This is a genomic window from Acaryochloris sp. IP29b_bin.148 (genome assembly GCF_028285565.1).
Lineage (GTDB): Bacteria > Cyanobacteriota > Cyanobacteriia > Thermosynechococcales > Thermosynechococcaceae > Acaryochloris.
Map to the genome: position 1 here is coordinate 21,125 of NZ_JANQOY010000047.1, position 13,981 is coordinate 35,105.

General features: G+C 49.6%; 12 protein-coding genes. 3 read left to right on the forward strand and 9 right to left on the reverse strand.

Annotated elements, in window-relative coordinates; all coding sequences use genetic code 11:
* Positions 1–8: 8 nt before the first annotated feature.
* The 5 genes from Q0986_RS05115 to Q0986_RS05135 all read right to left on the reverse strand — a co-directional run bounded on the left by Q0986_RS05115 (position 9) and on the right by Q0986_RS05135 (position 6,182).
* Positions 9–569: a hypothetical protein gene (locus tag Q0986_RS05115; protein ID WP_299405173.1), complete on the reverse strand. Its 561-nt coding sequence runs from the start codon at positions 567–569 to the stop codon at positions 9–11.
* Between the two features lie 193 nt (positions 570–762).
* Positions 763–1,638 (reverse strand): lipoyl synthase, encoded by an 876-nt coding sequence (gene lipA / locus Q0986_RS05120; protein WP_299405177.1) that lies wholly within the window; start codon positions 1,636–1,638, stop codon positions 763–765.
* 86 nt (positions 1,639–1,724) lie between these two features.
* A complete protein-coding gene (locus Q0986_RS05125) occupies positions 1,725–2,381 on the reverse strand; it encodes a CDP-alcohol phosphatidyltransferase family protein (protein WP_299405182.1) in 657 nt (218 codons plus the stop codon).
* Between the two features lie 96 nt (positions 2,382–2,477).
* Positions 2,478–4,688, reverse strand: a complete 2,211-nt coding sequence (locus Q0986_RS05130; RefSeq protein WP_299405187.1) for a hypothetical protein — start codon at positions 4,686–4,688, stop codon at positions 2,478–2,480.
* 111 nt (positions 4,689–4,799) lie between these two features.
* The gene (locus tag Q0986_RS05135; RefSeq protein WP_299405190.1) at positions 4,800–6,182 is read right to left on the reverse strand and encodes a diacylglycerol kinase family protein; all 1,383 of its coding nucleotides are present in this window, start codon (positions 6,180–6,182) and stop codon (positions 4,800–4,802) included.
* Positions 6,183–6,202: 20 nt separating this feature from the next.
* Between Q0986_RS05135 and Q0986_RS05140 the strand changes: the two genes are divergently transcribed.
* From Q0986_RS05140 to stpA, 3 genes are all read left to right on the forward strand, one after another.
* Positions 6,203–6,754, forward strand: coding sequence for a CDP-archaeol synthase (locus Q0986_RS05140; RefSeq protein WP_299405258.1), 552 nt, complete (start codon positions 6,203–6,205; stop codon positions 6,752–6,754).
* Positions 6,755–6,903: 149 nt separating this feature from the next.
* Positions 6,904–8,508: a B12-binding domain-containing radical SAM protein gene (locus tag Q0986_RS05145; RefSeq protein ID WP_299405192.1), complete on the forward strand. Its 1,605-nt coding sequence runs from the start codon at positions 6,904–6,906 to the stop codon at positions 8,506–8,508.
* A gap of 299 nt (positions 8,509–8,807) precedes the next feature.
* Positions 8,808–10,076 (forward strand): glucosylglycerol 3-phosphatase, encoded by a 1,269-nt coding sequence (gene stpA, locus Q0986_RS05150; RefSeq protein WP_299405195.1) that lies wholly within the window; start codon positions 8,808–8,810, stop codon positions 10,074–10,076.
* Positions 10,077–10,086: 10 nt separating this feature from the next.
* Here stpA and Q0986_RS05155 read toward each other — a convergent pair whose 3' ends face one another.
* The 4 genes from Q0986_RS05155 to Q0986_RS05170 all read right to left on the reverse strand — a co-directional run bounded on the left by Q0986_RS05155 (position 10,087) and on the right by Q0986_RS05170 (position 13,970).
* On the reverse strand, positions 10,087–10,356 hold the full coding sequence (locus Q0986_RS05155) for a hypothetical protein (RefSeq protein WP_299405198.1): 270 nt from the start codon (positions 10,354–10,356) through the stop codon (positions 10,087–10,089).
* Between the two features lie 302 nt (positions 10,357–10,658).
* Positions 10,659–11,444 carry a hypothetical protein gene (locus Q0986_RS05160; protein ID WP_299405201.1) on the reverse strand — a complete coding sequence of 262 codons (786 nt, stop codon included), beginning with the start codon at positions 11,442–11,444 and terminating at the stop codon, positions 10,659–10,661.
* Between the two features lie 49 nt (positions 11,445–11,493).
* Positions 11,494–12,561 carry a hypothetical protein gene (locus tag Q0986_RS05165; RefSeq protein WP_299405204.1) on the reverse strand — a complete coding sequence of 356 codons (1,068 nt, stop codon included), beginning with the start codon at positions 12,559–12,561 and terminating at the stop codon, positions 11,494–11,496.
* On the reverse strand, positions 12,558–13,970 hold the full coding sequence (locus Q0986_RS05170; protein ID WP_299405206.1) for a hypothetical protein: 1,413 nt from the start codon (positions 13,968–13,970) through the stop codon (positions 12,558–12,560). The genes Q0986_RS05165 and Q0986_RS05170 overlap by 4 nt, the downstream gene beginning before the upstream one ends.
* Positions 13,971–13,981: the final 11 nt, after the last annotated feature.

Here is a 13,981-nt window from a genome sequence, read left to right on the forward strand (position 1 = left end):
TTTGATATTCAGTCAGTCTGCATAAAGATGGCATCTGAGTCTTGCAGAATGGTTTCCACATCCGATAGGCCGACATTCTGGTAAATAGCCCGAATGGTGGCGTCCTGATCCGAGATAATTAAGACCCCGTTGGGTTGGGATGACTGCTGAAAGGCTTGGCCGCCCGTAGGGAAAAGACCGAAGGTCTGATCAGCGAACTTCAAATCTGAACCGCCATAGAAGTCGGCCCCTTTTATGTTCGCCAGGGGGCCAAAGGCACCACATTCTTCGTTGACGCAAATGGCAGGAAGGTCTGGATGGAAGAGGTGAATCAGATAGTTGCGATCGCTGGGTTTATTCCCCGTTTTTTGGCCAGACTCTGAGCGACCTGAATAGGCTGGCAAGGGTTTTCCGACGGAGAGTTTCCCCAGGGTGGCAACCGATTCAAAGGTGATTTGAGGCGGGTTGTCCTGAGGCGCACAACCACTGATCCAGACGGCGGTACTTAATATCAATCCGTACCCAATTTGGTTAACAAGCTTTGAGCCAGGATGATCAGTTAGCAATCGTTCACCCTTCGTTTGTAGCATTATCTTAATCCGTCCGCGATTGTAAACGGGCCAATTCAATCGAACAAAGCATTGTTTCAGATCCATTTTCTTTGACTGAGTCACCCCTATTGAGCCTTATATCGAATTGCGCAATGAGACTGATATCAGCAGACTTTAACCAGATCAGCATTCATTATCTACCATTTCATTTTTCTGGAAGAAGCTCAAGATTTTACTCTCCAGCATGGTACGAACTTCTGACTAAGGGGCCAGAGCGAACGTGGCTAAAGCCCAGGGACCGAGCTATGTCGCCCAGGCGCTCAAACTCCTCCGGGTGCCAGTATTTTTGAACAGGAAGATGGTGGAGAGAGGGGCGCATATATTGGCCAAGGGTGAGGCGATCGCACCCCACCTCTCTCAGATCCCGCAAGGTTTCGATAATTTCGGCCTCCGTTTCGCCCAACCCCAACATTAACCCAGATTTTGTGGCAATTTTAGGTGTGAATTTATTATTAGGTACAAGATCCTTAACAGTGGCTAAGACCTGTAGCGATCGCTCATACTTTGCCCCTCGCCGCACGGGTCCTTGAAGACGTCGAACCGTTTCCAAGTTGTGGTTATAGCAAACGGGCTGGGCTTGGACGACCGTGTTGATGAGGGTGCGATCGCCCCGAAAATCAGGCGTTAACACTTCAATATCGGTATGCGGGCTAACCGCTCGAATGGCGGCCATTGTAGCCGCAAACCATCCCGCGCCTTGATCGGGCAAGTCATCTCTGGCCACGGAGGTCAGGACCACATACTTTAGCCCCAGTAACCGCACCGACTCAGCCACTTTCTGGGGTTCTTGCGGATCCAAGGGTTGGGGCGCATGGCCTTTATCGACCCGGCAAAAGGAACAGGCTCGGGTACAGACTGGCCCCATCAACAAAAATGTGGCCGTCTTCTGGGCGTAGCATTCACCCCGATTGGGACATCGACCTTCTTCACAAATGGTGTGAATCTGATGACGTTTAACAATTTGCTGAACGGTGGATAGCTCACTTGCCTTGCCAATCGGGCGACGTAGCCATTCTGGCAAGCGTTCTCGTACTTCTGATTTCACCATTGAACGTGCGACGATCCCAATGTTCTGAGACCAAGATTTTTAGATCAGGTAATCACTATAGCAAGTTCGTTGACAGCCACAGCCCCTTATTCGGAAGAGGGGGTGGGGGAATCCTCGCCAGGAACCAGCGCGAACCAAAAACGGTGAATCGCAGCAATATTGGAAATAATGGCTAAGACCACCAGCAAAATAAACACCTGTTGAGTCAGCAATCCCAAAATAATTAAAACGATCCGAGTGGCTCGGCTGCCAATACTGGCGATTGAGCTTTTACCCGCCACCTCACTTCTGGCCCGGATATAGGGCACCATCGTGGTTCCCAATAGGGCGATTAGGCCGACTATCAGATGCTCATTCGGGTTCACTAAAATCAGCGCTGCAATCAAGAAAAAATCGACATAGCGATCCAAAACGCTATCTAAAATGCCGCCTTCTATCGAGGTAAGATTGCGCTCACGGGCAATGTCCCCATCCAGGCCATCCATCAGGCCGCTAATCACGACCAACGCAGTGGCTAGCCCATACTGTTGCTGAATAATCAGCCATCCAGTCAGGGGACCCCCGATACTGGCAGACAACCAGGTGACACGATTGGGGGTAATCCAGGTAAATCGAGCCAGAGACCTGGCTAATTTAATTGTGAAAAATTGCACAATCCGGTCTAGCAAAGATAGAGGAACGGTGATCTTCGTCTCCTCTGGCATCTCTGCTGCATCCTGAACAGATGGAGAATGTTTTGGCATCGCTACTTTCCGTGAACCCAAGCCACAGCGACCCTAACATACCCACTGACGTACAATCAAAATCTCTGTCTCGTTCAAAATAAGGATCGTCATTCCTTAGAAGGGAATCGAAACTCCTGCCCCGACCGTAATCTCGTTTTGATCTCTGACCCGAAGCTGATTCCAAGTGGATGAGCCGACCCGGTTGGTGACAAAAACCTCCACGTTAGGATTATTGCCTCCGTCGTTGTCCTTACCCAGGATGCTGGCTAGATTCCAGCGCACCGCCGCAGACCAGGGGATGCGATCCGCCAGAGTATCGCCAATAAAGGCATTGCCTTCGCCAAAGAAATTAGCCCCTAATTCCCCCACCAGACTAATATCTTTGATCACTTCCACCGAGCCACCAACATTAAAGCCTCCTAGTTCCACCCCATTGCGCTGGGCGAAACCGATCATAGGCGTCAACCAAAACGCCAACTTGTCATTGGCTTTATAGTGCAGGGGCAAAGATAGAGTGACGATAAAGCGTCTGCCTTCAGGACTGTCGGTTTGAAAGATCAGCGGAAAGTCCTTGGGTGTCCCGCCTCGAAAGCGGCCATTGCGGCTATTGTTATCGAAATTATCAAACAGATTGTTGGTAAGCCCAACGGTTGCCGCAGCACTTGCGGTTAGCGGGGATCCTTCATCTTGGTTCAGCAAGCGCAGTTTGACGCCAAAACCTTGTTCCGATTCGTCCACCTCGCCAAAGATATAGTCCAAATAGGTAGAGAGTTCAAAATCCTTGGTTATTCCATAGCGCAGTGCAGTCATAATGCCTTGTCCACCACCCTGTAAATGGAACAGGAAACGCTGGCTGGGAACGGTTCCCCCATCCAAGAAGGCCAACCCATCTGTGGTGATCGGGGAGTCTTGACCCTCCCGGTCCACGTTAAAACTGTCGGCAAAGCGGCGATTAGAGGCAAATAGGCTAGGGAGGGTAATCACCCTGACGCCAAAGGCAGTTAAATCTCGGTCTGCCGTTAACGCCAATGGCCCTTTGCTGCCAAAGGTATTCGATGCAAATAAATCTAAACCCAAACGAGGATTGAGGAAGTACCGCAACCCGGCATTGTAAGCAATCGCTTTCGCCGGTCGCCCGGTATCTCGATTGAAACTGTTGTTACCTGTAAACGGGACAAAGGCATCACCCCAGGCCGTCACCCGGGGATGAACTTGATAGGAAATCGCCCCGCTTAAACCCAAGGTCGTGCCGAAGGAACCTGGATTCGCCAAGGGGGGACGCGGAATAAAGACTGCATTGCTATCGGGGAAAAAAGCAATGGTGGGAGATAGGGTAAACTGCCAGCGATCGCTCACGGTTGCAGTCAAGGGAAATTGTAGGGCTGGAATCAAACTGCTGTTTTCTTGTTCAATTCTGCCGGGATTAAACTCAAAGGTGCGTTTAGTCAGGGGTAGCGCTAAGGAAAAGACCCCACTGAAAGCCAAGGTATCCTCCGCGTTGTCCCACAATTTTTGTTTAAGGGAGAGGGTTAAATCGCGGTTATTGACCCGTCTGACCCCAACAAAGGGTCCTAATCGATCGGGGGTGCCCGTATCAACCACCTGAAGCGTTAAATCCAGTTCTGTACTATCCGTAATACCCCAGGTGACGCCAAAGTTAGGGTAGGCGGCCGTACCACTAGCCGCTTCAGCCCCCGGCAAAAAGAACAGCCGGTTATATAGGCTGAGGGCCACTGCCCCTTTCGGCAAATGAATGGCGGTGGGTTGCTGAAATTGCTGATTGGCGATGGGGCTAAAGGATGTTGTTTTTTCTCCTTGGTCTTCTGTTTCGATGTCGTTGGTCTGGTCTTCTGTTTCGACAGCAGGGGCATCTGTATCAACCTGAGCTAAGTCTGCCGCACGGGTTGAAATGGGCTGGGGAGCAGCCTGTGGTGGAGCGACCTGAGCAATCAGTGCTGGCGGGACAGCGGCAGATGGAGGGCTTTTGGGTAAGCGCGGTGTTATCTCGGCTTCAGGGACTGAGTCCGTCTGAGCATCGATCAAACTGGCGGCAATGAGTTTAGCGGATTCCAACGGAATAGGTTGGCTACTGAATTGATAGGTACCCTTACCTAAGCTGGGATAATCAAAGGGGGTATGCGGTTGCTGCAGCTGAGCAATGGAATGGTTGGAAAAGCTGAATTCAGCAGCCTTTAGTCCAGCTGGACTATAGCATTGGTCGCATGACGCGGTGTTGAGGCGTGAATCGGTGATTTCGGCATGGGTAGGCGCATTCACACCCATAATGGCGACAATAGCTGCAGTCGATAGCGTGATGGACTTCATATTGAAAATAATGACCCCACTGAGCGTCTGATATCAATACAAGAGTAGTTTCAACCCGAGCTCAGCTCGGGCAATTGGGGACGAGTATACATCGGCTCGTCAACCCTCAGATTAACGGCAAAAAACTTGCGCGTGGTTTGCCAAAACATTCATTTCGATGGAGCAATACTTAATCTCTTCCCCATCAACGGCCAGTAGCCCCTGAGAGCTGAGCGGTTCTAGGTGAAGACAGCGAACCTTGTAGTATTCCATTTCTGGCAGCGACAGGTGATCTCCTGTCGCAATCTTCAGGAATGCAGTCAATAATCGCCAACGAGTAATTCCTTTACGAATAATTAAGACATCCATATAGCCATCCGCCAGCTGCGCATGTGGTGCTGCAAAAACACTATGGGTAGCCCAAGCCACATTCATTGCCCATAAAGCCACAAATTCCCCTTCAATAACTTGCCAGCCTGAGGAGGGAGACTTCTCTAGCGCTGGAGTGGGTTGGGACTGAGAGGGGTGATGTTGAGGTTTATCAGGTCTAGAGGTCCAGTCAGGTGCCGAGAGGAAGGAAATTCGACCTCGATAACTACGCAAAGCCAAAATGCTGAGAAAGGCATAGACATCACTGCGTAAAGACCCCAGGAATTTAAGGAAACGGAGTTTATTAGATCTGATATCGATATCGCTAATCAGAGCCCAGGCTAGAGAAAGGATACTGTAATATTGTTGGCCGTCTTGCTTGACAACCCCCAGGTTGATGGGTTGGCACTGACCTTTAGCAATGACGAAGGCGGCATTCCTAGGATCGTATGTTTCTTTAGATAACTCTAGAATCGTCTTTCCTAAGCCGTTACCTGTCCCGGCGGGAATAATACCGATGGGTTTTGCGATCGCAGCCTCCGCATCAGCATGAGTCATCAGGCCATTGATTAATTCATAGACGGTGCCATCCCCTCCCACGACCACAAATCCATCTATGGCCGAGAGATCAAACCCACGAACTGCCTCGATCGTGCGATCTCCTCCCTGAGTTTCCAAGATACTCATCTGACAATGGGCATCTTCCAAGATGGGCTGAATGGATTGAAAGACTTGTTTGGCTTGGCGTCGTCCCCCCTTGGGATTGATTAAGATTTGCAGATGACGGGGTTTGACGGCTTGCTGGGGTTGAATGGGGAGGCCCTGCAAGGCTTGGCGGATGGCGTTGATCCATTGCGATCTCATCTGTTCCGTGGGACAGACAAACTCATATTCCCTTAACTGTCGGCGTTGCGGTACAGTCCTAGGAGCGGGATAGGTACATAGAACAAATCCGACCAATCCTTGGGGATAGGTTTTGTGATTGGGCTTCACGCCAACCACATCATCGAAGGCCAAGGTTTTTCGGAGACCAGCCTGGAACCAGGACAAACTCTGGGTCGTCAACCACCCTTTAGCCCGAATATCGACAGCGATAGGGTCGGAGTCGCTGACGGAAAAAAGTTGTTCTTCGAAGACAATATCCAATTTAATCTGTTGTGAAAACAATGCTTTTTTGGACTCACTTCCCCCAAGATACTTTCAATATTTTATGGCTGGGAGTTGGACTATTCATCGCCGGAGTTTTAGAGGCGTTTCTCTGGAAAACGACACCATTTGAATGGGTCAACGTGCCCATTCAAACCCAGTGGTTTGGCGCTAATAAACGCTGGAGAGGATTGATCAGCTTACCATTAACCTGCGTCATCAGTACCTTTTTTCTGCAATTAATAGAACCTCACTTGTTCTCAAACGGAGGTCCTCAGATTCAGTTATCCAACTTTAACTTTATCGAATATGGTTTATTAGTTGGCTTCATCTTTAACCTATCAGAGTTACCCAATTCTTTCCTGAAGCGTCGCTTGCAGATTCCGCCAGGGGACGAGAACAATAAATTTTTCTATGTGATCGATCATATGGATTCAACTTATGGAGTATTAATCCTATGGTTTTTCTACTTTCACTTTCCGCTTCATTTGGTATTAACCGGAGGAATCGTGACCCCTGTGTTATTTATGGGAGCGACCTGGATTCGTAGACAGTTGGGTTTAAAGGCATAACCCTAGTTGACAAAAATGACAATGCACCCGATAAATTTGAGAAATCGAGATTAAATTGAGTCAATGTCCAAGGTTAAATCTACTCTCAGCAAGAAAAGCGAATTAGCGGTAAGATTTGAGGTATTTGGATTAGGAGACGTGGCTTCTCTATGCGAGTTTTACTGATTTACCCCCTCTTTCCAAAAAGTTTTTGGTCCTTTGAGAAAACCTTATCCTTAGTTGATAAGAAAGCGTTACTGCCACCTCTGGGGTTGGTTACAGTGGCTGCTATCCTGCCCCAAGAATGGGAGTTTCGACTGATTGATCGCAATATAGAGTCTGTCCCTGAGTCTGATTGGGAGTGGGCCGAGCTGGTCATTCTCTCCGGCATGATTGTCCAGAAAGAGGACATGCTCAACCTTGTCTACGAAGCTCACCGCCGGGGTAAAAAAGTGGCCGTCGGTGGCCCCTTTGCCACCTCTGTGCCTGAAGAAGTCCAAGTGAGTGGTGCAGACTACCTAATTTTGGATGAAGGGGAAATCACCCTGCCGATGTTTATTGAGGCCATTGAACGGGGTGAAGAGAGTGGTGTTTTCCGCGCCACCGAAAAACCGGCGGTAACGGAAACCCCTGTACCTCGATATGATTTGCTGAAATTTCCGGCCTACGACAATATGTCGGTGCAGTTTTCTCGCGGTTGTCCCTTTCAATGTGAATTCTGCGACATTATTGTGCTCTACGGTCGCAAACCTCGGACCAAGACCCCAACGCAATTGATTGGCGAGCTGGAAAGACTCTATGAGTTGGGATGGCGCGGCAATGTGTTTATGGTGGATGACAACTTCATTGGTAATAAACGCAATGTCAAGCTGCTGCTAGCAGAATTGCAGGGTTGGGTCGCCGAGAAAAATTATCCTTTTTCCTTTTCAACGGAGGCATCGGTCGACTTAGCCCAAGATCATGAGTTGATGGATATGATGATTGCCTGCAACTTCAATAGCGTGTTTCTGGGGATTGAAACACCGGATGAAGACAGTTTGAAGGTGACGAAGAAATTCCAAAATACCCGTGACTCCCTGAGCGACGCCATCGATACGATGTCAGAGAAGGGGTTGCGAATCATGGCTGGATTTATTATCGGTTTTGATGGCGAAAAGAGTGGGGCAGGCGATCGCATTACCCGCTTTGTCGAAAAGACCAATATCCCGATTGCGCTATTTAGTATGCTCCAAGCTTTACCCAATACAGCGCTGTGGCATCGGCTAGAAAAAGAAGGGCGTTTGATCCAGGGCAAAGCAGGGACAGGGAACCAAACCTCATTGATGAACTATATTCCGACGCGGCCCATTGAAGACATTGCCCAGGAATATATAGAAGCCTTCTGCAATATTTATGATCCTGAAAAATATTTGGATCGCACCTTCCGCCATTTTATGAGTATGAATATTCGTCCTAAGGAGGGTGGATCCGGTTCAAGCTCCTTAAAACTCAGCTGGGTTGATATTCGGGCGCTGAGCATTTTAGCGTGGCGACAAGGCATGGTCCGCAACACTCGCTGGAACTTCTGGATCTATCTGTTCCGTATTGCGATCAAAAATCCCCAGGTGCTGAAGCGATATGTCACTGCTACCGCTTTTATCGAGCATTTTGAGGAGTATCGGCAGATTGTCCGCGGCCAAATTGAGTCACAGCTGGCAGTCCACTTGCGGGAACATCCAACCGTTGTCAAGCGAGTAGAAGCGCCAGCAGAACAAGTCTCCGCCAAAACAGCCTAGTTTGTCTCGTCGTCTCCCTATGCTGATTGTTTGCGCTCTCTTCGGCCTGATGAATCAAGGGGAAGACGATGCCTATTAGTCACATTGCTTTGCCTAGCAACCACATTGGGCCATTTCAATGACTAAATTGGCTGCGGGCACGCCCGCTCAACGAATTGAGGTCAAATCCGTTGTAAGTTGTTAAGGTCCCCTTGGCTATCCATCTCATTCAAGTCGTTGAATAAGGCGAAAGATACTGGCCGCTCTTCCTCAGCCTCGATCTGCCAATGCTTGCGTTATGCAGAGTTGCAGCTTAAATAATGTCTAATCTCCCGTTGTTTGAACAAGCCTGGTCTCTAGATCACGATGCTTTGATTGATCATTGTGTTCGGCAAGAGAATCTCTTAATGATTCAGGATTTGGATGGCGTCTGTATGGGGTTGGTCAAAGACCCCTTAACCCGCACGATTGATCCAGCCTACGTCCACGCTGCTCAACAGCTAGACGGACATTTTTACGTCCTCACCAATGGTGAGCATATTGGTAACCGGGGCGTCAATCAGATTGTTGAGCAAGCGTTTGAACCAGGCACTGTTGCCAACGAAGGACTCTATTTACCGGGGCTGGCGGCAGGTGGCGTGCAATGGCAGGACCGCTGGGGTACGGTTTCTCATCCAGGTGTAAGCACCCAGGAGTTAGCCTTTCTCACGGCTGTTCCCCAACAGATTACTCAGCATTTACAGCAGCAGACCGCCGCCAAGAGCGACCCGCAAACTCAAACCTGTATCCAAGCGGCTGTCTTAGATAATCCTGTTTCGCCGACTGCGAACCTCAACGTTTTCTACGATCTGTTTGCAGACCAAATCGAACAGTATGGCCGCCTTCAGCAGCAGATGCAGGCGTTGATGACGGCATTGCTACAACAAGCTCAGACCCAAGGACTCGGCCAATCGTTCTTTGTTCACTACGCCCCCAACTTGGGAAAAGATCAACAAGGCAATGAAATCTTACAGCCTGCAACACCTGAAGATGCAGGGACGACCGATTTCCAATTTATGCTGCAAGGCGGTATCAAAGAAGCTGGCGTACTCGTGATCTTAAATCGCTATTATCATCAACGCACAGGGCAATACCCGCTTGGCAAAGACTTCAATGCCAGGCAGGCTCCCCAATCCCAAGCTGCCTTGATTGATTTAGTCAAAGAAAAGTTTGATCCAGCTGATATGCCCACTCTGATCGGTGTTGGGGATACGGTTACCAGCAAGGCCGTTGAGGAAAAGGGTGAACTGCGGTTTCAGCGAGGCGGCAGCGATCGCAATTTCTTACACCTAATTCAAGCACTGGGTCGAGAATTTAAGACCGGGAATGTGGTGGTATACGTTGATAGCAGTGGCGGCGAAGTCAAGAACCGCAAACCCTTACAGCTAGAACCAACACCGAATACAGCCCACTCATCTTATCGAGTGGTGGCTGGCCCTGGAGATGATCGCGATACCCACGATCCGTTAACGCTAAATGTGGTTTTCCCCCAGGGGCACCAGCAGTATATTCAGTGCTTTCGAGCAATTGCTCAGCGCCGCAGATTGTGAAATAAAGATGTTAAGTGACCTGCTGCGGACTCTCTAGCGATGGATGAGTCACTGTCTCTATCAAGCTATTACGCTTAGACGAAACAGGGATGGCAGGCTGACAAAAATACCCTTCTTGATTGAGCACAATTATGCCTTTACCACGCAGATTTTGACAGATCCAACTCACCGTCGCCGAATTTGAGTGGGTCAAGCCAATCAATGATTTAAGCGTCTGGGGTTTATCCGCTATACAGTCAAGAATTTGTACGGTCAGCTCTTCTTCTTGAGTTTTAGGCACCTGTATGTCTCTCTTCGTCGCGCACTCAACTGGTATCAGGCAGAATTCAAAATAATCCGGTCAGTCAAAATTTATCTTAGTAAGGGATTTCAAAGCGACTGAAACTTTCTGGAATGATGAAACCTGCTATATTCATCGTTCCCAAAGACTGCGATCAAATTAACTCTGTTGAGAGTATTTGATAATTATGAGACAAATATCAGTTTGGGGAATGGCTACTTAGATTGATTCCGAGCACTGACAACGATCAGGCTGAGATCTCTGTTTCTACGCCTAAAATATTCAAGGCTCACCCGATGGGCCTATGGATTAAACGAATGCCAGAGCTGAATTTCGATGCCACTGGCATCAGGACCCGTGATATTTTTGAATCCACCTAAGATTAACGTTGTCTTATCCAGCACTTTCCAACGCACTTGACCAATTAATTTGGCGATATTCGTCTCTTCTGGCCGAAAAACGAGATTATTCTGAAGTGTACGAACATAATCGACTTGAGCAGCCAGAGAAACGGGCTTAGCGATGGCCTGATTGACTTCAGCAAAGACTCGCAGTTCATCACTTTGCGCTCCAAAGTAATCCCGATACGCAATTTCCACTGTCCAATACCCATCTCGGTTGCCCAATTGGTAACTTTGGCTCAGGGGCAAGCGCAGCTCTACCCCAAAAACGTCTCTGCCCAGGGCCGGATTCGCATTCGGATCGTAGCCAGGGGGGATAATCACAGTCCCTTGGACCGACGCAGATAGGGAATCATTTTTAAAGTAGCGCCAGCGAGCCCCCAATTCTAGATCGGCGACCCCTTGGTTGGTAAGTCCGGCCTGCTCCAGCCATTGATAAGGCACTTTGAGAATGAGGGTTGTATCTTCTCTGAGGCCATACTCAAGGTAGCCTTGCAGCTCTAGCTTCTCAAAATCACCTGATTCAAAGGTGCGGAAGGTGACACTGGTAAACACTTCCCCTTTGGGTTGGGTGAATCCCCCTGCGATCGCACGCCCAGCCCCTCCGCAAACCAGCAACCCTCCCAAACCCACACTAAGGATGGTTCGGATAGTTTTGGGAAAGTAGGAAAATCGTTTCATCATCATCAACCCAATGAAATGGAGGAACAAAAATACCCAGCAATGACCACCAAGGCTAGCGAGTCAAGAGTTGCAAGGTCTGGGCCGCCGTTTGGGAAAAGTGAACATCTCCCTTCAGGAGGCCATAGTGCATAAGCGAAAATTTATCCAGGCCCAGACGGCGGACCGCTTGTAGCCAATCCGGCTGCATCATCCGCAAAAAATCATGCGTCACAATATCTGCGCGCCCGCCATGGGGATGGTTTTCCTTAATCGAGGGCTCATAGTGAGACACCATTAAGGAAGAGTGATATTGGGAAAAGACCTGGCAGCATTTGAGGATTTGAGCCGGATTCCCCAAGTCGGGGCGATTGAGCTGTGGGTTATGTTCACCAGTTAAAAACGGGCGCATGGATTGAAAGGCAATACCATCCATCTGGGCCATGGTGTCTGCAAAGGGGGGGATCATGCTTTGTCCTTGTCGCTGCGTAGGATCATCGAAGGTGACAATCCAACCGCCCCAACTCAACGCCACCCATGCTTGAGGGAGCTGGCGGCGAATCACCTGTCGTGCCCGCAACAGATTGGCCATCAAAGTCTGGTAGTAAGGTGCCGTGCTGGCATTGTAGGTATCAGCCGGCAACCGCCAGTAAGAAAACTCCGTCGCTAAGGTCCAGTAGGTGGGGCGCTGGTGAGGATTGGCCTGTCGAATATAGGTGGCAATCTCTTCTAAATCCTCCAAATACTGGCGGGAAAGATGATAGTCCCCCGTGGGTAATTGCCGATCGTCTTCCCAGGTAATCACTTGCAAGCCATAACCTTGCTCAAACCACTGGCTCAAGCGGCGGTCTTGATGCCAATGCCGCCAAAAGCTCAAATCGCCCCTTTGGTGGTCAAAGCTATTCAGCCAAGCCGTTAAAAATTGAGGAGACCAGGCTTGCATCAGCGCTTTAACAGCCGGATCGGTTTGGGTTTCTTGCAGCAGCCGGGCTGGATCTTCTCCCAGACCCAGTTGCCAAGGGGAAAAGGCTGCAGGTGTGCCTGACTGAGGTTTAGCTAGGGTCGATCGACCTTGCGCTAAACTGGCTAACACCGTCGTGGCAAAAGCCCCTTGTAAATAGCGACGACGAGAAAAGAGAGTCATAAGCGCTGCAAAACTTGATAGTTGGGAAAGTCAAAAACAGTCTTGAATCCCGGCAACGTTAAACCCTCCTGAGCTTCCGGATCAATATTCCTTTGTTGGGCCAAGGGACGACGGACGGCATCTTGCATTCGTAGGGGCGATTGCGCTCCTGCCACCACAATCAAATTGACCCACTGTTCAGGCTCTTCGAGCGCCACCTCAAACTCATATTGATGGGGAAGAATCAGCCCCTCCGTATGGTGGAGAAGATAAAGGATAGGGAAATGGAGCCTATCGTCCATCAAGATATGCTGCTGGGGCTGCCCCATTTGGAACAAATAGGTGGCAATGGTCCGTTGTTCTATCGTCATTTGGTGGTAGGCCTGAACCGGTTGAAGTTCAGGTAAGGCTTGATGCGTCAGTTGTCGCCAGAGCAGGATCTCATCGGGAATCACCTGATTGGTCTGCAAAACCCAGCCACTAGAAACCAAACTGAGCACAAGCCCTAGCGTAATCAACAGTTTCCGCCAGGACTGCCTTGAGGGGAGCTGTTCTAGCAATAGGGGCAAGAGCGCCAAATACACCCCAAATTGACTGAGATTAGGGGTATATAGCCCTTCCCACAGATTGATCAACAGCAGCACTATCGGCAAAGCTATGATCAACCCCACTTGCAGAGGAGCTTGAGTCCGCCCCATTAACCACAGCATGACCAAGAGATAAACAGGCGCAATTTGGAGCATCCAGCGCAGGATCTTAAGGATGCTCTCCCCTAGTCCCGCTTGTACTAGAAAAGAGTCTAAACCGGGTAAACGGATCCCACTGCCTGGCTGACTCAAGAAGGCCAGGGGATTCCCCGTTGCTAACCAATTGAGATAAACACAAGTGCCGATGGCAAAAAGACACATAGTGCCTACAATAAATAGAGCTGCGGCTCGATATTGCCAGGTCTCTTGCCACAATAAACACCAAAGAGTAATCAGGATAAACACGAGTCCCCACCAGGCTTCGAAGCGCAAAAGCATCAGTCCAGACGCGGAGAGTCCCACCAAAACAACGAGAAAATTCAGCGGCAAGTCTTGGGGGTAAAGGATCTGCCATAGAAGACGTGTAGTAATCAAGAGAAGTAGCGTTGTAGCTACCCATGTGGGGTCTCGTAATAGCATCAGACCCAAGGCAGGATGGAGGAGAAGCAGCGCCGACCACAGGATTTGCCAAAATCGAGCAACCTCTAACCTACCCATAGTGCGGACGATTGTCCCCACGAGCACAGCCCCACAGAGCACCTGTACGGTCACAGGCGATCGCACTAAGGCACTTCCGTATACCAATAAGGGCGGAAAGGCATAACCTGTGGCTACAAAACTGGGTTCTGGTCCTTGCACCGCCAGGAGTGCTTTACTCCCTAAAAATGCAGTGGGCTGAGCCATGTAACCTTGCC